The organism is Streptomyces sp. NPDC025806, from assembly GCF_055558275.1.
In genome coordinates this window covers 214,586-232,894 of record NZ_JBVHMU010000010.1, presented here as the reverse complement: position 1 = coordinate 232,894, position 18,309 = coordinate 214,586, and the positions used below count along the sequence as shown (strand labels likewise).

The following is an 18,309-nucleotide window of genomic DNA, read 5'->3' as shown; positions in this document are numbered from 1 at the left end:
CCGCCGAGTGCAAGCCTGTGTCATGGTGCCTGCACGTATCTCCGACGGGCCTCATGAATGAGGATGCCCGGTCGGTGGCCCGATCGGCTCCGACCCGACAGCCCTCCGGGTCTGCGTCACATGACGTACGGATCGAGGAGGGGCCCTCAGCGGCACGAGCGCTCGAGCGTCGGCAGTGGTCCCGCGCCATCCGGTTCCTCCGCAGCAGCGGAAGCGGACCGGCGTACCAAAGGCACGGCACTGGCACGGTCACGACCCCCGCGTTCGCCTCGGTCCGCACCTCACAGAAGAGGCAACACCCTGACTACGCAGACTTCGACATTCCGTCAGCTCGGCATTCTTCCCGAGACCGCGGAGGCCCTTGAGGCCGTCGGCATCATCACCCCCTTCCCCATCCAGGAGATGACCCTCCCCGTCGCCCTCTCCGGCACGGACGTCATCGGCCAGGCCAAGACCGGCACGGGCAAGACCCTCGGTTTCGGCCTCCCCCTCCTGGAGCGCGTCACCGTCCCCGCGGACGTCGAGGCCGGCCGGGCCAGGCCCGAGCAGCTGACCGACGCCCCGCAGGCCCTCGTCGTCGTCCCGACGCGCGAGCTGTGCACCCAGGTGACCAACGACCTGCTGACCGCCGGCAAGGTGCGCAATGTGCGCGTCCTCGCCATATATGGCGGTCGTGCCTACGAGCCCCAGGTCGAGGCCCTCAAGAAGGGCGTCGACGTGATCGTCGGCACCCCGGGCCGTCTCCTGGACCTGGCCGGCCAGAAGAAGCTGGACCTCTCGCACGTGAAGGCGCTCGTCCTCGACGAGGCCGACGAGATGCTCGACCTGGGCTTCCTGCCCGACGTCGAGAAGATCATCAACATGCTTCCGGCGAAGCGCCAGACGATGCTGTTCTCGGCGACCATGCCGGGCGCCGTCATCGGCCTCGCCCGCCGCTACATGTCGCAGCCCACGCACATCCGCGCCACGTCGCCGGACGACGAGGGCGCGACCGTGCGCAACATCGCGCAGCACGTGTACCGCGCGCACAACATGGACAAGCCCGAGATGGTCGCGCGCATCCTGCAGGCCGACGGCCGCGGGCTCGCGATGATCTTCTGCCGCACCAAGCGCACGGCCGCCGACATCGCCGACCAGCTCAAGCAGCGCGGCTTCGCGTCCGGCGCGGTCCACGGCGACCTCGGCCAGGGCGCGCGCGAGCAGGCGCTGCGCGCGTTCCGCAACGGCAAGGTCGACGTGCTCGTGTGCACCGACGTCGCCGCGCGCGGCATCGACGTCGAGGGCGTCACGCACGTCATCAACTACCAGTCGCCGGAGGACGAGAAGACGTTCCTCCACCGCGTGGGCCGCACCGGCCGCGCGGGGGCGAAGGGCACCGCGGTGACGCTGGTCGACTGGGACGACATCCCGCGCTGGCAGCTCATCAACAAGGCGCTCGAGCTGGACTTCAACGACCCGGTCGAGACGTACTCGTCCTCGCCGCACCTCTACGAGGAGCTGAGCATCCCGGCGGGCACCAAGGGTGTCCTGCCGCGCTCGGAGCGCACGCGTGCCGGTCTGGACGCGGAGGAGATCGAGGACCTGGGCGAGACCCGTGGCCGCGGCGCCGACTCCGGTCGTGGTGGCCGGGGGGACCGCGGTGGCCGTGGCGGCCGCCCGGACCGCGACAACCGCGACCGTGACCGTGACAACCGCGAGGAGCGTCGCGAGGAGCGCCCGGCCCGTACGCCGCGCCGCCGGCGCCGTACGCGTGCCGGCGAGCCGCTCGCCGCGGGTGCCGCCGCCGCTGCCGCTCCCGTGACCCCGGTCGAGGAGGCCGCCTCCGAGCCGCGCACCCCGCGCCGTCGCCGCCGTACGCGGGGCGGGGCCCAGGGTGCCGCGCCGGTCGCTCCGGCCGCCGCGGCCGTAGCCGAGACGGTCGAGGCCGCCGCGCCGGTGCTGACCGAGGCCGCGCCGGTCGCCGAGGTGCCCGCGCAGTCGCGTCGCCGTACGCGCAAGAAGGCCGAGGCCGTCGTCGAGACGGTGGAGACCGTGGTCGAGGCCGCGGCTCCCGTCGAGGCCGCGCCGAAGAAGCGCGCCCCGCGCAAGAAGGCCGCCGAGGCGGTCGTCGACACGGCGGAGGCCGTCGAGGCCAAGCCCGCCCGTCGTACGCGCAAGAAGGCCGAGCCGGTCGTCGAGGCAGCGCAGGCCGTCGTGGACACGGTCGAGGCCGTCGAGGCCGCGCCGAAGAAGCGGACGCCGCGCAAGAAGGCCGTCGCCGCCGCTCCGGAAGAGGCCGCCGTCGTCGAGGCCGCGCCCAAGAAGCGCACCACGACGCGCAAGAAGGCCGCCGAGGCCGCCGTCGACACCGCGGAAGCCGTCGAGGCCGCGCCGAAGAAGCGCGCGCCCCGCAAGAAGGCCGTCGCGGCCGTGGTCGACACGGTGGAGGCCGTGGAGGCCGCGCCGAAGAAGCGCACCACGACGCGCAAGAAGGCGGAGGCCGCGGTCGACACCGCGGAGGCCGTCGAGGCCGCACCGAAGAAGCGGGCGACGCGCAAGAAGGCCGTCGCCGCCGCTCCGGAGGAGGCCGCCGTCGAGGCCGCGCCCAAGAAGCGCGCGCCCCGCAAGAAGGCCGTGGCCGCCGCCCCGGAGGAGGCCGCCGAGGCCAAGCCGGTGCGTCGTACGCGCAAGAAGGCCGTGGCCGAGGCCCCCGAGGCCTGATCGGTCGTACGCCGTAGCCGTTCGCAGGCCCGGATCCCGCACTCGCGGGGTCCGGGCCTGCGGCGTTCGGGCCCCGCGGCCAAGGGGCGGCCCCCCGCGTCGTCCCGTTAACCTCACGGCATGAGCAGGCCCGAGACGTTCACCCCGCCGCCCGGCACGCGCGCCCGCGCCCTGCGCACGGCGCGCGGTGACTTCGCCGCGCTGACCGGTGAGCCGGCGTCCGGCCCGGTGCGCGGCACCGCGCTGCTGCTGCCCGGGTTCACCGGCAGCAAGGAGGACTTCATCGCGCTGCTGCTGCCGCTGGCCGAGGCCGGGTACCGCACGGTGGCCGTCGACGGGCGCGGGCAGCACGAGAGCGCGGGCCCCCGGGACGACGAGGCGCCGTACGCGCGCGCGGAGCTGGTCCGGGACGTGCTCGCGCAGGCCGCTGCGCTCGGCCCGGCCCCCGTCCATCTGCTCGGGCACTCCTTCGGCGGGCTCGTGGCGCGCGCGGCGGTGGTCGCGGACCCGGCGCCCTTCACGTCGCTGACCCTGATGGCCTCGGGCCCGGCAGCCGTGTCGGCGTCCCAGCAGCGGCGGGTGGCGATGCTCCGGGACGCGCTGGCGGTGTACGACATGGGGCAGGTGTGGGAGGCCATCCAGGCGCTGGAAGCCGCCGAGGGCCCGGTCGAGCCGCGGGGCGACGAGGCGGATCTGCGGCGGCGCTGGATGAACAACAGCCCGGCCCAACTCCTCGCGGCCGGGCGGCAGTTGTGCACCGAACCGGACGGGGTCGAGGCGCTCGCCCCGGTCGCGCCGCCGGTCCACGTGATCTCCGGCGAGGAGGACGACGCGTGGCCGGTGCCACTGCTCGACGACATGGCGGCCCGCCTGAAGGCCGAGCGGACGGTCGTCGCGGGCGCCGGCCACTCCCCCAATACGGATCACCCCCTGGAGACGGCGGCGGCCCTCGCGGCGTTCTGGGACCGACACCCGACCGACTGACGCACCGGCTGACACGCCGGGCGACGAACGACCCACGCACCGACTGACGTACCGTCACTGTGGGTGTTCGCGCGACCCCGCTACCCGCGAGTAATTAGTTCTTCGAAAAATTTCCTTAGCGTAGGGAATGTTTGCACGGGGCAACCCGTTGAGCCCTATAGAACGCGGGGCACTGTCGCCACGCCTTCCACCTCAGTTCTCCTCCAGGAGGATCACCAGACGAAGGGAGAAGCCTGTGCGCTTCGAGATCATGCGACTGGACGACATCGACGGCGTGGCCGTCGACACCACCGTCGTGGACGCCGCCTCCGTCAATCGGATCGTTCAGCAGGCCGCCGCCACAGGGCAGCGCCTCTACATCCGCCCGGCCGAGTCCACCGCCTCATAACGGCGAGCGGCTCACACACTTCGAAGCCCCCGTACGCAGCGTGCGTACGGGGGCTTCGCGTGTGCCCGGGCCGGGCCGCGGACCGGGTCAGGAGCCCTGGATCACCTGGGTCACGCCGTTGATGATCTGCTGCACGGCGATGGCGGAGAGCATCATGCCCGCGAGCCGGGTCACCAGGACGACGCCGCCGTCCTTGATGACACGGATGATCACGAGCGAGTACCGCATGACCAGCCACAGCACGACGTGGATCGCGATGATCGCCGACCAGACGGAGACCTGCGTGGCGACCGAGTCGGCCTTCTGCACGGCGAGGATGACCGAGACGATCGCTCCGGGCCCGGCGAGCAGCGGCATGCCGAGCGGGACGAGCGCGACGTTCACGTCCTTCGTCTGCTTCGGCTCGTCCGTCTTGCCGGTCAGCAGGTCGAGCGCGATGAGCAGGAGCAGGAGACCGCCCGCGATCATCAGGGCGGGCACGGAGACGTGCAGGTAGTCGAGGATCTGGTGGCCCAGGACACCGAAGACGGCGATGACACCGAAGGCGACGCAGACGGCCTGGAAGGCCATGCGCTTCTGGACCTTGGCGGGGCGGCCCGCGGTGAGGGCGAGGAAGATCGGGGTGATTCCGGGGGGATCCATAATCACAAAAAGCGTGAGAAAAAGGGATCCGAAGACAGCGACGTCGAACACGGTGAGGCCAGGCCTTGCGAGAGATGAGCGGAAAGAGGGGGAGTGCGGGGCGATCAGGGACGGCCGGGCGCGGACCGCGCGCCGAAGGGGCGTGGGCCGGTGCCGGTGCGGCGCTGATCAGGCGCGGCGTCCGCCGGCGCCCGGGACGGGGAAGGCCCCCGTGGCGCGGCGCACGATCTCCCCGTAGACCTCGGGGTCGGTGGTGTACTCGCCGGGCACACAGGTCTTGCGGCTGCCGTGGTAGTCCGAGGAGCCGGTGGTGAGCAGGCCGACCTCGGCGGCGAGGCCGCGGAGCCGGACGCGGGTGGGCTCGTCGTGGTCCATGTGGTCGACCTCGATGCCGTCGAGGCCCGCCGCGGCGAGCTCGGCGATGGCCGACTCGGGCACGGTACGGCCGCGCTCGGCGGCGGCGGGGTGCGCGAAGACGGTGACGCCGCCGGCCGCCTTGACCAGGCGGATCGCCTCGAAGGGGTCGGTCTCGTGCTTGTCGACGTAGGCGCGGCCGCCGTCGGCGAGCCAGTCCTTCGTGAAGGCGTCGGAGACCGTGGGCACGACGCCGAGCTCGACGAGCGCGGTGGCGACGTGCGGGCGGCCGACCGAGCCGTCGCCCGCGATCCGGGCCACCTGCTCCCAGGTGACGCCGACCCCCAGCTCGTTCAGCTTGGCGACCATGCCGCGGGCGCGCGGCACCCGGTCGTCGCGGACCAGCTCGCGCTCGCGCAGCAGGTCCGGCTCGTCGGGGTCGAAGAGGTACGCCAGCATGTGCATGCTCACGCCGTCGAGGCGGCAGGAGAGCTCGGCGCCGGTGACGAGGGTCAGGCCCTCGGGCAGCGCCGCGACGGCCTCGGCGTGGCCGCGCGTGGTGTCGTGATCGGTGAGGGCCACGACGTCCAGGCCCGCCGCGGCGGCGTTGCGCACCAGCTCGGCGGGGGTGTCCGTGCCGTCGGAAGCGGTGGAGTGGGTGTGCAGGTCGATGCGCACGGCTGCGGACTCCAGGCTTCGGGCGGAGGGATCGGGACCGCTCAAGGATAACGGGGATTCCGGACACCCTTGTCACCACCGAACCGGCCGTGACTCCTTACCGCCGGTACCCCCGTCCCGCCCCGGCCGGCACCGCGGCCGGGCTCACTGCAGAAGGCGCGGCGACAGCGCCCCGCACGGCATCATGTCGACCTCGGGCCCGGCGTCGCGCAGATCGGCGAGGACGAGCTCGTCGTACAGGAGCATGCCGGAGTGCTCGGGCCAGACGATCGCCCACAGCCACAGGCCGCGTGCCTCGCCCGCGAAGACGGCGCGGTCGTCCGGGGTGCCGGTGACGTGCCACAGCGGGGTGGGCCGGCCGGCCGCGAGGACCTTGGCCTGCGGCGGTCCCGTGACGTCCAGGAAGGGTCCGGGGTCGGGGCCGTCGATGCCCGCGTAGCGCGCGCCGAGTCCGACGCCGAGTTCCTCGGCGACGAGCACCAGCTCCCCCATGCCGCCGAGCGGCCCGGGACCCGAGCAGGCGACGGCGGTGGCGCGGCCTCCGGAGCGGTCGTCCCCCGCGTTGGCCACACCGGTGAAGAGCCAGCCGACCGGGAGCGGCCACGGCATCCACACCGGGACACGGGCACGCTTCACGACGACGCCGAGCGCCTCGACGCTGGGCGGGATGACCGGTTGTAACGGGTGCACGGCGCCGTGCACGTCGCACTGCCAGGAGTCGGCAAAAAGGCCGGGAGCCCTGACCCGGCCACCACACTTCGGGCAACTGGGTTCGCCCCTCATAAGGCTCAACGGTCCTCCCCGGGCCGCGCCGCGTCAAGGACGATCACCCGTCCGGACCGTCACGATCACCCGGCCGAGGACATCAGATGTAGATGCATCTTGCATTAATTAGCCGCTCTAACTTATTATGTGCATACGCCAACGATTCAGAGCGTCCTAAGGAGCGGCCGGCATGAGCCACAGCGAGCCAGGAACCGAAGGGGACCCGTTCGACGCGGGTGCGACCAGCCTCCTGCGTCAGCCGAAGGCCGTATGGGCGACCGCGGGCGCGTCCGTCGTCGCCTTCATGGGCATCGGGCTCGTCGACCCGATCCTGCCCTCGATCGCGCAGGGCCTGAACGCCACCCCGAGCCAGGTCTCCCTGCTCTTCACCTCGTACTTCCTGATCACCGCGATCGCGATGCTGGTGACCGGGTTCGTCTCCAGCCGGATAGGCGGCAAGAAGACGCTGCTCGCCGGACTCGCGCTGGTCGTGGTGTTCGCCGGGCTCGCCGGCACCTCGGACTCCGTCGGCCAGCTGGTCGGGTTCCGGGCCGGCTGGGGCCTCGGCAACGCCCTGTTCGTCTCCACCGCGCTCGCCGTCATCGTCGGCGCCGCGGCCGGTGGCAGCGCCGCCGCGATCCTGCTCTACGAGTCCGCCCTGGGCCTCGGCATGGCCTGCGGCCCGCTGCTGGGTGCCGTGCTCGGCAACGCGAGCTGGCGCTACCCGTTCTTCGGCACCGCCGCGCTGATGGCGGTCGGCTTCCTCTGCATCACCGCGTTCCTCAAGGAACAGCCCCGGCCCGCGCAGAAGACCTCGCTGCTCGACCCCATCAAGGCGCTCGGCCACGGCGGCCTGGCCTCGGCGGCACTGTCCTCGTTCTTCTACAACTACACGTTCTTCACCGTGCTGGCCTTCACCCCGTTCGTGCTGAACATGACCCCGTACAAGTCGGGTGCCGTGTTCTTCGCCTGGGGTGTGCTGCTCGCGCTGTTCTCGGTGGTCGTCGCGCCGCGCATGCAGGCCCGGTTCGGCTCGCTCAAGGTGCTCGGCGGCTCGCTCGTCCTGCTCGCCGCCGACGTGCTCGTCCTCGGCTACGGCGACCACACCACGGCCGTCGTCTGCACGATCCTGTCCGGCGCCTTCATCGGCGTGAACAACACCGTCTACACCGAGCTGGCCCTCGGCGTCTCCGACGCCCCGCGCCCGGTGGCCTCCGCCGGCTACAACTTCGTCCGCTGGTTCGCCGCCGCGGCCGCCCCGTACTTCGCGCCGAAGATCGAGGAGTGGACCGACATCCACGTCCCGTTCGTCGTCGCCGCGGTCACGGCCGTCCTCGGCGCCCTCGTCGTCTGGGTCCGCCGCGACTCCCTCACCCACGAGGCCGAGGAGCTGGAGCCCCGGCACGCGAGCGAGGACAGCGTCTCCGTCTTCGCCGACTGAGAGAACTACTGTGGGAACTGAGGCTCCCTCACATCAGTCGAGGGCGACGGACCTGCGCAGCGGATCGCGCAGGTCCGTCTTGCCGTTCAGCCACTTCTCCTGGAGCGCGCCCGCCCCGTGCACCCGCTTCCACGCCGCCTCGTTCTGCGTCATCGGCAGCAGCGGCAGGAACCGTACGGGGTCCATCGGCTCGTCCAGGTCCAGGTCCTCGACCAGACCGCCCGGCTCCGCCACCAGCACGGAGGTGAAGGGCGCCCCGGGCCACAGCGGCTCACCCACGTCCAGCGAGGCGCCCGGCGCCACGACGACGCCCTCGACCTGCGGGGACGCGGCGAGCACGGCCAGCGGGCGGAGCACCTTGTCGGTCTCGGCGAGGCCGGCGTGGACCGTGAGGACCAGCTCGGCGCGCGGGCCCTTCACCGGGTCGGCGAGCGCCGCGGTCGGATCGGACATCGGGGACGCGGACATGCCGAGCGTCGCGTACCGCACCACGTCCCCGTCGGAGAACCGCAGCACCTCGATGCGGTCCGTGCCGAGGAACGTGACCGCCGCGCGTGCGTCGGGCTCGCCGAAGGCCGTCAGCAGCCGGGCTTCCACCAGTGCAAGAACTTCTCCCATCCCGCGAGCATAGAACTCGCATGCAACGGGTAAAGAAGGGACTTGCTTCTTCAGTCGGCTGATAGTCTTGGCCGCTGGTCGGCATGGTGCGCGGTTGCGTGCCCGCCGAGCGTCCTCGGAACGCTCGGAGCGCCGGCCCGTCACCGTCCCCCACGGGGGACCGGCCGGAGGAGGTGGGGCTGTCATGGATCGAAGTCGATCGTGCAGTACCACCCGTTCTTCCGGCCGCTAGGCCCGCATCTCCTTTCGCAGTCCGCATCCGCAGCCGTCCGGGCTGCCCCGCGTCCTGTCGCGTGCGCCGGAAGAGCGCTTCGTTCCCACCTGATCTTTCCGATCGCACCGATCTGAGTCAGTAAGCGAAGCCGCCCCGCTCATGGTGCGGTGCTACCCGCTTTGTGGACGTGCAGCATGTCCGTCGGCCAGGACGTCCTCATTCCGGGTGGTTCCACCCGTAGCCGCAGCGGCTCCCTTTCGCGAAGGAGCCTGCCCATGTCGATGATTCGCGACCTGCGCGCCGCCGTCCGTCCCTCGCTGCGCAAGAGCGTGGCCCCGTACGGGAACGAGGCGCGCTCCTCGTACGACCCGACGCGCGACCCGTCGGCCGTCACGGCCGTGGTCGACTGCGCCGTCTACCGGGACGGCGCGCGCGTCGAGTCCGGCGAGTGCCTCACCCCGAGCGAGGCCCGCCGCCGGGTGCGCCGTGACGGCGGCTTCGCCTGGATCGGCCTGCACGAGCCGACCGAGGCCGAGTTCGCCGGGATCGCCGCCGAGTTCGGGCTGCACCCGCTCGCCGTCGAGGACGCCGTGCACGCCCACCAGCGGCCCAAGCTGGAGCGCTACGACGACACCCTGTTCGCCGTCTTCAAGACCATCCACTACGTCGAGCACGCCGAACTCACCGCGACCAGCGAGATCGTGGAGACCGGCGAGGTCATGTGCTTCACCGGACGGGACTTCTTCATCACCGTCCGGCACGGCGGCCAGGGCTCGCTGCGCGCCCTGCGCCACCGCCTCCAGGACGACCCGGAGCTGCTGTCCAAGGGCCCGAGCGCCGTCCTGCACGCCATCGCCGACCACGTCGTCGACGGCTACCTCGCGGTGGCCGACGCGATGCAGGACGACATCGACGAGGTCGAGACCGACGTCTTCTCGCAGACCGGCAAGGGCGCGCCGCGCGGCACCGACGCGGGCCGCATCTACCAGCTCAAGCGCGAGGTCCTGGAGTTCAAGCGGGCCGTGGCACCGCTGCGCCGCCCGCTCGCACTGCTCAGCGAGCGGCCGATGCGGCTCATCGACCCCGACATCCAGAAGTACTTCCGTGACGTCGCCGACCACCTGGAGCGCGTCCAGGAACAGGTCATCGGCTTCGACGAGCTGCTCAACTCGATCCTCCAGGCCAACCTCGCGCAGGCCTCCGTCGCGCAGAACGAGGACATGCGCAAGATCACCTCGTGGGCGGCCATCATCGCCGTGCCGACGATGGTGTGCGGGGTCTACGGAATGAACTTCGACCACATGCCGGAGCTGCACTGGCGGTTCGGCTATCCGATGGTGCTCGCGCTCATCGGCGGCATGTGCTTCGGCATCCACCGCACCTTGAAGCGCAACGGCTGGCTGTAGCTAGGCTTCTGGGCATGACGACTGCTGAACTGCTCGATGCCGCCCTCGTCGAGGAGGCCACGAAGAAGTCCGGGCTCATCTGGGTCCGGGGTGCCTCGGGGACCGAGCGTGCCCTGTGGCACGTGTGGCACGAGGGCGCGGCGCTGGTGGTCGGCGACGGCCCCGGCGAGCAGCCGCTGCCGGGCCTCGACGACGGCTCCGCGGCCGTCGTCACGGTCCGCAGCAAGGACAAGGGCGGCCGGCTCGTCGGCTGGCGGGCGACGGTCGTCCCGCTCGCCCCGGGCACGGACGCCTGGGAGGCGGCCGTCGGCGAGCTGAAGGGCAAGCGGCTGAACGCGCCGGACGCCGAGACGATGACCGAGCGCTGGGCCCGCGAGTGCCGGGTGCTGCGCCTGGAGCCGGCCGGCGGCGCGCCCGTCCCGGTCCGCGACGGCTCGCTCGCCGCGCCGCCCGTACCGACCCCGGCGACGACGCGGAACCCGGCCCCGGCGGGCCTGCCGAAGCTGCTGGCCCGCCGCAAGCGGCGCTGACCGCCGCGGCTCTCAGGAGGACGGCAGCGCCTGGCCGTAGTCCACGGTGTCGGCGTCGTCCGGCTCGCTGAGCCGGAAGCCCTTGCCCCAGTCGGTCAGCTTGAGCGAGCCCGCGCCGCCGGCCCGCTCCAGGCGCAGCGGGTACGCCGTGCCCTCCAGGGAGACGTCGAGGGTGCCGCCCGCGCCCTTGTCGCCGCTCAGCTCGATGGTGCGGACCCCGTCGGCGGCGCCCCGGTCGCCCTTGGCGAGGGTGCCGTGCAGGGTGAGCAGCCCGTCGAGCAGCACCTCCTTGTCCGTGAAGGTGCTCAGCTGCTTGTACGCGGGGTCGCCCGGGGGCACCTTCACGTACTTGCCGTCGAGCTTCGCCGCCGCCGTGTCCCCGCCGTGCGCGTTCTTGCCCTCGTCGGAGTGGGTCCAGAAGGCGGCGCTCGCCTTGAGGAACAGGTGCTCGCCCACCCGCAGCAACTGGAACGTGCCGTCCTTCGTGGTCACGGACCCGGTGCCGCCGTCGTCCTTGAGCCGCATGTCGAGCTTGTAGGTCCGTCCGCCGACGACCACCGAGCCGGAGACGTGCACGGTGTCCGCGCCCTGGGCGGCCTTGAGCGTACGGCTCTGGATCTTCTTCGCCGAGAGTTTCCCGACCCCGTTGGTCCCCGCGTCCGGATCCTGCTCCTCGCCGCCGCACGCGGTCAGCCCGGCCACGAGCCCCGCGGTGAGCAGTCCGGCCAGCAGGAGCCGGCGGCGGTGGCGACGGGCCAGGGGGTGTGCGGTCACGGGCGGGACCACCTCTCGTGGGGCAAGGGGGGTGCGGCGGTGGGCAGGACGGCAGCGTACCGGTGTCATCTGCGAGGACTCCCCCAGGCCCTGACCCCGGGCGGCGCAAAGGCGCCGTCGACCGGCTCGGGCTAGCCTGATCACCAGATTGCTCGTATGTACGCACAGGCAGGAACGAAAGGGAGGCGGGGTGACATGGCCGCAGGCGCTCCCCGCATCTTCGTCTCGCACCTGGCCGGCGTCGCCGTCTTCGATCCGAACGGCGACCAGGTCGGCCGGGTGCGCGACCTCGTGGCGATGCTCCGGGTGAGCCGCCGGCCGCCCCGGCTGCTCGGGCTCGTCGTCGAACTGTCCACGCGCCGGCGCATCTTCCTGCCCATGACCCGGGTCACCGGCATCGAGTCGGGCCAGGTCATCACGACGGGCGTGCTCAACGTGCGGCGCTTCGAGCAGCGGCCCACCGAGCGGCTGGTGCTCGGCGAGATGCTCGACCGGGTGGTGCGCCTGGTGGAGACCGGCGAGGACGTCACCGTCCTGGACGTGGCCATCCAGCAGCTGCCCGCGCGCCGCGACTGGGAGATCGACCGGGTCTTCGTCCGCAAGGGCAAGGCCGGCGCCTTCCGGCGGAACAAGGGCGAGACGCTCACCGTCGACTGGTCCGCCGTCGACGGCTTCTCCCTGGAGGAGCACGGGCAGGGCGCGGAGAACCTGCTCGCCACGTTCGAGCAGCTGCGCCCGGCCGACCTGGCGAACGTGCTGCACCACCTGTCCGCGAAGCGCCGCGCCGAGGTCGCCGCCGCGCTGACGAACGAGCGGCTCGCCGACGTTCTCGAAGAGCTCCCCGAGGACGACCAGATCGAGATCCTCGGCAAGCTCAAAGAGGAGCGCGCCGCCGACGTCCTGGAGGAGATGGACCCGGACGACGCCGCGGACCTGCTCAGCGAGCTGCCCGAGGAGGACAAGGAGCGCCTCCTGGCCCTGATGCAGCCGAGCGACGCGGCCGACGTGCGGCGTCTGATGGCGTACGAGGAGCGGACGGCGGGCGGTCTGATGACGACCGAGCCGATCGTGCTGCGCCCCGACGCGACGGTCGCCGACGCCCTCGCGCGCGTCCGCAATCCGGACCTGTCCCCCGCGCTCGCCGCGCAGGTCTACGTCTGCCGGCCGCCGGACGAGACCCCCACCGGCAAGTACCTCGGCACGATCCACTTCCAGCGTCTGCTGCGCGACCCTCCGTACACGCTGGTCAGCGCGGTCCTGGACGACGACCTCCAGGCGCTCGCCCCGGACGCGCAGCTGCCGGAGATCGCCGGGTTCTTCGCCACGTACGACATGGTGGCGGCGCCCGTCGTCGACGAGGGCGGGTCGCTGCTCGGCGCGGTCACCGTGGACGACGTACTGGACCACATGCTCCCCGACGACTGGCGTGAGCAGGAGTTCCACCTTGCGGGGGAGGTGAACCATGGCGACGGAGGAGCGTGAGCGGGAGCGCGAGCGGACCGGGGAGACGCGGCGCCCGCGCATCCGGCTCGACCAGCCGCGCCCGCCCCGGCGCAAGCTGCTGCCGGAGTACGACCCGGAGGCCTTCGGGCGGCTGTCCGAGCGCATCGCCCGCTTCCTGGGCACCGGACGGTTCATCGTCTGGATGACGGTCCTGATCATCGCGTGGGTCGCGTGGAACATCGCGGCGCCCCGGGATCTGCGCTTCGACCAGTACCCGTTCATCTTCCTGACGCTGATGCTGTCGCTGCAGGCCTCGTACGCGGCCCCGCTGATCCTGCTCGCGCAGAACCGGCAGGACGACCGCGACCGCGTCAACCTCGAACAGGACCGCAAACAGAACGAGCGCTCGATCGCCGACACCGAGTATCTGAGCCGTGAGATGGCCTCGCTGCGGATCGGCCTGGGCGAGGTCGCCACCCGCGACTGGATCCGCTCCGAGCTGCAGGACCTCCTCAAGGAGCTGGAGGAGCAGCGGCACAGCGCGGCATTCCCGGGCGAGCACGAACGCGGACGTGACGTAGACGACCGCTGACGGGGCTTTCCGTGCCCCGGTTACCGCGCCGTACTATCGACCGTATGGCTACGGAAGACGCGGTGCGCGAGGCACTCGCGACAGTGAACGACCCCGAGATCCAGCGCCCCATCACCGAACTGGGGATGGTCAAATCGGTGGACATCGGCGCGGACGGAGTCGTCGCGGTCACCGTGTACCTGACCGTGTCGGGCTGCCCGATGCGCTCCACGATCGAGAACAACGTGCGGGACGCGGTCGCCCGCGTCGACGGCGTGACCCGGGTCGACGTCACCCTCGACGTGATGAGCGACGAGCAGCGCAAGGAGCTGGCGGCGGCGCTGCGCGGCGGCACCGCCGAGCGCGAGGTGCCCTTCGCCAAGCCCGGCTCGCTGACCCGTGTCTACGCGGTCGCCTCCGGCAAGGGCGGCGTCGGCAAGTCCTCCGTGACCGTGAACCTGGCGGCGGCGATGGCCGCCGACGGCCTGAAGGTCGGCGTCGTCGACGCGGACATCTACGGCCACTCCGTCCCGCGCATGCTCGGCGCCGACGGCAAGCCCACCCAGGTCGAGAACATGATCATGCCGCCGTCGGCGAACGGGGTGAAGGTCATCTCGATCGGCATGTTCACCCCGGGCAACGCGCCGGTGGTGTGGCGCGGCCCGATGCTGCACCGCGCGCTCCAGCAGTTCCTCGCGGACGTGTTCTGGGGCGACCTGGACGTGCTGCTCCTCGACCTGCCGCCGGGCACCGGTGACATCGCGATCTCGGTCGCGCAGCTGGTGCCGAACGCGGAGATCCTCGTGGTGACGACGCCTCAGCAGGCGGCGGCCGAGGTCGCCGAGCGGGCCGGTTCCATCGCGGTCCAGACGCACCAGAAGATCGTGGGTGTCGTCGAGAACATGTCGGGGCTGCCCTGCCCGCACTGCGGCGAGATGGTCGACGTGTTCGGCACGGGCGGCGGCCAGCTGGTCGCCGAGGGCCTGACGAGGACGACGGGCGCGAACGTGCCGGTGCTCGGCTCCATCCCGATCGACGTGCGGCTGCGCGAGGGCGGCGACGAGGGCAAGCCCGTCGTGCTGTCCGACCCGGAGTCCCCGGCCGGTTCCGCGCTGCGGGCCATCGCCGGCAAGCTCGGGGGCCGCCAGCGCGGCCTGTCGGGCCTGTCGCTGGGCATCACCCCGCGCAACAAGTTCTGAGTTCCCCCTCCGGCCGCGTCCTCCACGGGTGCGGCCGGAGCACGGGCCTCAGCCCAGCTCGGCGATGTCCTTGACCGCCGAGAAGCCCAGCCCGTACGCGCTCATGCCGCGTCCGTACGCGCCGAGGTGGACGCCCGCCTGTGTGGACCCGGCGAGCACCCAGCCGAACTCGGACTCGCGGTAGTGGAACGGCGTGGGCACCCCGTCGACGGGCAGCGTGAGCGTCGCCCAGTCCTCGGAGTCCAGATCGTCGGCGAGCACCCAGGCCGTCTCGGTCTGCTGGTCCAGCCAGTCGTCGCGCAGGGTGTGGTCCATCTGGCCGGGCCAGGTGTAGGAGAGCAGCCCGACGCCGGCGAGCCAGGCCGCCGAGGACACCGAGGTGGCGTCCAGGACGCCCGTGCCGTCGGGGCTGCGCCGTACGGGGTTGGCGGCGACGGTCACCACGACCGCGAACCGCTCCGTGTCCTGCGTGCCCTCACTGCGCACCGACGGCTCGTCACCGTGCCCGATCGAGCCGTGCTCGACGGAACCGTCCGCCGAGGTGCCGACCTGCATCAGCCAGCGCGGTCCGGTGAAGGCCTCGTCGAGGCCGTACCAGGGGAACGGCGCCTCAAGGTAGCCGTCGACCGTGCGCCGGGCCGCGGGAACCTGCTCGGTCCCCTCGCCGGCCGGCGCCTGCGCGCCCACCCGACTCGTCGTCTCCATGCGGCCGCCTCCTCGTTCTCGTACGGACCGGCGGCCCGCCCCCCACGGGCGTTCTCACGTCCGGTCCGCGCAACAACAAGGCAGGATGCCACACCGGGTCCCTCGGGCCCGGTTGCAGGCGGGGTGGTTCAGGTCGCGTCGGAGTCGAACGGGGGCGGATCACCGGCGCCCGGACGGCGCTCGGTCTCGGGCCGCTTCTGCATGTCGACGCGAGCGCCGGAGGTGCCCGCGGTGCCGGAGGCGGTGCCCGCGGGGCTGCCGTCCTCCACCTCGGCCACGGTCCGTACGGAGTCCCCGACCTCGGCCATCTCCTTCTTCAGGTCGAAGCCGTTACGGATCTCCTTGAGGCCCAGGTCGTCGCTGTCCAACTGCTTGCGGATGAACGTCTTGGGGTTCAGGTCCTCGAACTCGAAGTCCTTGAACTCGGGGCCCAGTTCCTCACGGATGTCCTGCTTCGCACTGTCCGAGAACTCGCGGATCTTGCGTATCGTGCGCGCGACGTCCTGGATGACCTGCGGCAGCTTGTCGGGGCCGAAGACCAGCACGGCCAGCACGACCAGCGCCATGACCTCCGGTAGGCCAATGTCGTTGAACACCTTGCACTCCTAGCGTGTCCTCGGCCCGCGGTCGTCTTCAGCAGCAGGTCTTCGGCTGGGTCCGGCACGGACCGGGTCCACGGTACCCGGCGACCCTGTCCGTCCGGTAGCCACCGGGCGACGAGCAGGATCACCGGGAACACCCGAGCGCGGGTCGGTCGCGGGTCAGTCGCCGTCGGCGGAGCCCAGGACGAGTGTCACCTTGCGCGGCTTCCCGTCCCGTTCGACCGTCAGGTCCAGCTTGTCCTTCGGGCGGTGCGAGCGGACCTTGACGATCAGCTCCTCGCCGGAGTGCACGCGGGTGCCGTCCACCTCGGTGATCACGTCGCCCGACTTGATGCCCGCCCTGGCGCCGGGGCCGCCCGTGGTGACAGCCGGGCCGCCGTCGTTGCCCTTCGTGCCGACGCGGGCGCCGTCGCCGTCGTAGTCCATGTCGAGGGTGACGCCGATCACGGGATGGGTGGCCTTGCCCGTGTTGATCAGTTCCTCGGCCACGCGCTTGGCCTGATTGATCGGGATCGCGAAGCCCAGGCCGATCGAACCCGCCTGGGCGCCCTCCTGCTCGGAGCCGCCGTCGGCGCCGCGGATGGCGCTGTTGATGCCGATGACGCGGGCCCGCGAGTCGACCAGCGGACCGCCCGAGTTGCCGGGGTTTATCGGGGCGTCGGTCTGCAGCGCGTCGACGTAGCTGACGTCGGAGCCGTCGCCTCCGGCGGTGATCGGGCGCTCCTTGGCGCTGATGATCCCCGAGGTGACCGTGTTGGCCAGGTCGAAGGGGGCGCCGATGGCGACGACCGGGTCGCCCACCTGAACGTTCTCCGAGTTGCCGAGGCGCAGGGGCTTGAGGCCGCTGACGCCCTTCACCCTGATGACGGCCAGGTCGTAGCCGCTGTCGTGGCCGACGACCTCGGCATCGGCGGACTCGCCTCCGGCGAACGTGACCGATATCTCACCGGCGGGGCCCGCAGGTTGGACCACGTGGTTGTTCGTCAGGATGTGGCCCTGCCGGTCGAGGACGAACCCGGTGCCGGTGCCCTGCTCGGTGTCGCCCTTGGTGTGGATGGTGACGACGCCGGGCAGCGCGGTGGCGGCGATGCCCGCGACGCTGCCGGGGTCCCGGTGCGCCGACTCGGGGCCCGCCTGCGGCAGTTCGATGTCGGTCCCACCGGTGCGTTCCAGGTACGCGCCGACGGCACCGCCGATCCCGCCCGCCACCAGCGCGATCACCGCGGCCCCGATCACCAGCACGCGCCGCCCCTTCCGCTTCCGGCGCCTCTCCTCGTCCGCGACAGCCACCGCGGGCCCACCCCACGGATCATGCTGCTGCCAGGGCCCCACCGGCGGCACGGGCACCACGGGGGCAGGCTGGGGCTGCTGATTCTGGGCGGGGTGGGGGTGGGGCTGCTGGGGCTGGGCCAGGTGCGGCTGGGGCTGCTGGTTCTGGGCCGGGTGCGGCTGGGGCTGAGGCTGGGGTGCCTGCGGGTGGGCGGCGTCGCTCGGGGTTCCGTGGGCCGGGGTGGCCATCGGGTGCTGCACGGGCGGCGCGAGCGCCCAGGGCCCGGGCTCCCCGTAGGGCGGCGTGCTGTACGGGTCCGGATCGTGCAGCGGGCGGGGCGCGTCGGCAGGTACGGGCGACTCGGCGAGGGGCGCGTCGGCGGGGACCGGCGACTCGGCGCGGGGCGCGGATCCGGTACCGGGCAGGACGGACTCAGCGCCGGAGGCGTCAGCCTCGGCGACGGGAGGCTCCGCGGACGCGGCTCCGGGTGCGACGGGCGGTGCCCACTCGCCGGCGGGCGCGCCCTGGCTGACGGTGCCCGGAGCGGGCGACTCGGCCACGGGCTCGCCGGAGCCGACGTGGGAGGCGGGCGGCCCAGCGACGGGCTCGGCCGGGGTAGGTGCGGCCTCGGCAACCGGCGGGGGCCACTCGTCGGCCGGCACGCCCCGATCGGTGGCCCCGGGCTCGGGTGACTCCGTGACGGGCTCGCCGGAGGCGGGTGCCGCGTCGGGTGCCCCAGCGATGGGCTCGGCCGGGGCGGCGGCCGGGGTAGGTGCGGCCTCGGCAACCGGCGGGGGCCACGCGTCGGCAGGTACGCCCTGGCCGGCGGTACCGGGCTCGGGTGACTCCTCGACGGGCTCACCGGAGGCGGGTGCCGTGACGGGGGCGCCGGAGGCGCTCGCCGGGGCCGGGAGGTGCCAGTCGCCGTCGTCCGTGGTCGCCGCGTCCCCCGTACTCGGTCGGGGGCGGCTCCACCACTTGGCCTTCGTGGGCTTGCCCTCGTCCATGTCTCGCTGTTCTCCCCA

General features: G+C 72.3%; 17 protein-coding genes. 9 read left to right on the top strand and 8 right to left on the bottom strand.

Annotated features, from left to right (window positions below; translation table 11 throughout):
- The first annotated feature begins 120 nt into the window (after nucleotides 1-120).
- From ACZ4E1_RS23950 to ACZ4E1_RS23940, 3 genes are all read left to right on the top strand, one after another.
- On the top strand, nucleotides 121-2,700 hold the full coding sequence (locus ACZ4E1_RS23950; RefSeq protein WP_467542355.1) for a DEAD/DEAH box helicase: 2,580 nt from the start codon (nucleotides 121-123) through the stop codon (nucleotides 2,698-2,700).
- A 120-nt stretch (nucleotides 2,701-2,820) separates the two neighbouring features.
- Nucleotides 2,821-3,684: an alpha/beta fold hydrolase gene (locus ACZ4E1_RS23945; RefSeq protein ID WP_467542353.1), complete on the top strand. Its 864-nt coding sequence runs from the start codon at nucleotides 2,821-2,823 to the stop codon at nucleotides 3,682-3,684.
- A 235-nt stretch (nucleotides 3,685-3,919) separates the two neighbouring features.
- Entirely contained in the window at nucleotides 3,920-4,072 is a 153-nt protein-coding gene (locus ACZ4E1_RS23940) for a hypothetical protein (RefSeq protein ID WP_467542351.1), read from the top strand.
- 87 nt (nucleotides 4,073-4,159) lie between these two features.
- Here the strand turns inward: ACZ4E1_RS23940 and ACZ4E1_RS23935 are convergent, their stop codons facing one another.
- The 3 genes from ACZ4E1_RS23935 to ACZ4E1_RS23925 all read right to left on the bottom strand — a co-directional run bounded on the left by ACZ4E1_RS23935 (nucleotide 4,160) and on the right by ACZ4E1_RS23925 (nucleotide 6,529).
- Nucleotides 4,160-4,765 (bottom strand): MarC family protein, encoded by a 606-nt coding sequence (locus ACZ4E1_RS23935; RefSeq protein WP_467542349.1) that lies wholly within the window; start codon nucleotides 4,763-4,765, stop codon nucleotides 4,160-4,162.
- 117 nt (nucleotides 4,766-4,882) lie between these two features.
- A complete protein-coding gene (locus tag ACZ4E1_RS23930; protein WP_467542347.1) occupies nucleotides 4,883-5,746 on the bottom strand; it encodes a PHP domain-containing protein in 864 nt (287 codons plus the stop codon).
- A 144-nt stretch (nucleotides 5,747-5,890) separates the two neighbouring features.
- On the bottom strand, nucleotides 5,891-6,529 hold the full coding sequence (locus ACZ4E1_RS23925) for a DUF6758 family protein (protein WP_467542345.1): 639 nt from the start codon (nucleotides 6,527-6,529) through the stop codon (nucleotides 5,891-5,893).
- A gap of 172 nt (nucleotides 6,530-6,701) precedes the next feature.
- On the opposite strand from ACZ4E1_RS23925, the gene ACZ4E1_RS23920 reads away from it, so the two are divergent.
- Nucleotides 6,702-7,952, top strand: coding sequence for an MFS transporter (locus ACZ4E1_RS23920; RefSeq protein ID WP_467542343.1), 1,251 nt, complete (start codon nucleotides 6,702-6,704; stop codon nucleotides 7,950-7,952).
- 33 nt (nucleotides 7,953-7,985) lie between these two features.
- Here the strand turns inward: ACZ4E1_RS23920 and ACZ4E1_RS23915 are convergent, their stop codons facing one another.
- Nucleotides 7,986-8,570: a suppressor of fused domain protein gene (locus tag ACZ4E1_RS23915; RefSeq protein WP_467542341.1), complete on the bottom strand. Its 585-nt coding sequence runs from the start codon at nucleotides 8,568-8,570 to the stop codon at nucleotides 7,986-7,988.
- 489 nt (nucleotides 8,571-9,059) lie between these two features.
- Here ACZ4E1_RS23915 and ACZ4E1_RS23910 point away from each other — a divergent pair, with 489 nt between their 5' ends.
- Both ACZ4E1_RS23910 and ACZ4E1_RS23905 read left to right on the top strand, forming a co-directional pair.
- Nucleotides 9,060-10,190 carry a magnesium and cobalt transport protein CorA gene (locus ACZ4E1_RS23910; RefSeq protein WP_467542339.1) on the top strand — a complete coding sequence of 377 codons (1,131 nt, stop codon included), beginning with the start codon at nucleotides 9,060-9,062 and terminating at the stop codon, nucleotides 10,188-10,190.
- A 14-nt stretch (nucleotides 10,191-10,204) separates the two neighbouring features.
- On the top strand, nucleotides 10,205-10,720 hold the full coding sequence (locus ACZ4E1_RS23905) for a hypothetical protein (RefSeq protein WP_467542337.1): 516 nt from the start codon (nucleotides 10,205-10,207) through the stop codon (nucleotides 10,718-10,720).
- A gap of 12 nt (nucleotides 10,721-10,732) precedes the next feature.
- Here the strand turns inward: ACZ4E1_RS23905 and ACZ4E1_RS23900 are convergent, their stop codons facing one another.
- Entirely contained in the window at nucleotides 10,733-11,494 is a 762-nt protein-coding gene (locus ACZ4E1_RS23900) for a hypothetical protein (RefSeq protein ID WP_467542335.1), read from the bottom strand.
- A gap of 195 nt (nucleotides 11,495-11,689) precedes the next feature.
- Here ACZ4E1_RS23900 and ACZ4E1_RS23895 point away from each other — a divergent pair, with 195 nt between their 5' ends.
- Genes ACZ4E1_RS23895 through ACZ4E1_RS23885 form a run of 3 tightly spaced genes read left to right on the top strand, consistent with a single transcriptional unit; the run spans nucleotide 11,690 to nucleotide 14,707 of the window.
- Nucleotides 11,690-12,976, top strand: coding sequence for a magnesium transporter MgtE N-terminal domain-containing protein (locus tag ACZ4E1_RS23895; RefSeq protein ID WP_467542333.1), 1,287 nt, complete (start codon nucleotides 11,690-11,692; stop codon nucleotides 12,974-12,976).
- The gene (locus tag ACZ4E1_RS23890; protein ID WP_467542331.1) at nucleotides 12,957-13,529 is read left to right on the top strand and encodes a DUF1003 domain-containing protein; all 573 of its coding nucleotides are present in this window, start codon (nucleotides 12,957-12,959) and stop codon (nucleotides 13,527-13,529) included. Before ACZ4E1_RS23895 ends, ACZ4E1_RS23890 begins: the two co-directional genes overlap by 20 nt.
- Nucleotides 13,530-13,573: 44 nt before the next feature.
- Nucleotides 13,574-14,707, top strand: coding sequence for an Mrp/NBP35 family ATP-binding protein (locus ACZ4E1_RS23885; protein WP_467542329.1), 1,134 nt, complete (start codon nucleotides 13,574-13,576; stop codon nucleotides 14,705-14,707).
- A gap of 48 nt (nucleotides 14,708-14,755) precedes the next feature.
- Here the strand turns inward: ACZ4E1_RS23885 and ACZ4E1_RS23880 are convergent, their stop codons facing one another.
- The 3 genes from ACZ4E1_RS23880 to ACZ4E1_RS23870 all read right to left on the bottom strand — a co-directional run bounded on the left by ACZ4E1_RS23880 (nucleotide 14,756) and on the right by ACZ4E1_RS23870 (nucleotide 18,291).
- Nucleotides 14,756-15,412: a hypothetical protein gene (locus tag ACZ4E1_RS23880; protein ID WP_467542327.1), complete on the bottom strand. Its 657-nt coding sequence runs from the start codon at nucleotides 15,410-15,412 to the stop codon at nucleotides 14,756-14,758.
- A 128-nt stretch (nucleotides 15,413-15,540) separates the two neighbouring features.
- Complete coding sequence (locus tag ACZ4E1_RS23875) at nucleotides 15,541-16,008, bottom strand: sec-independent translocase (protein WP_467542325.1); 468 nt, start codon at nucleotides 16,006-16,008, stop codon at nucleotides 15,541-15,543.
- A 165-nt stretch (nucleotides 16,009-16,173) separates the two neighbouring features.
- On the bottom strand, nucleotides 16,174-18,291 hold the full coding sequence (locus ACZ4E1_RS23870) for a S1C family serine protease (protein WP_467542323.1): 2,118 nt from the start codon (nucleotides 18,289-18,291) through the stop codon (nucleotides 16,174-16,176).
- Between the last annotated feature and the right edge of the window lie 18 nt (nucleotides 18,292-18,309).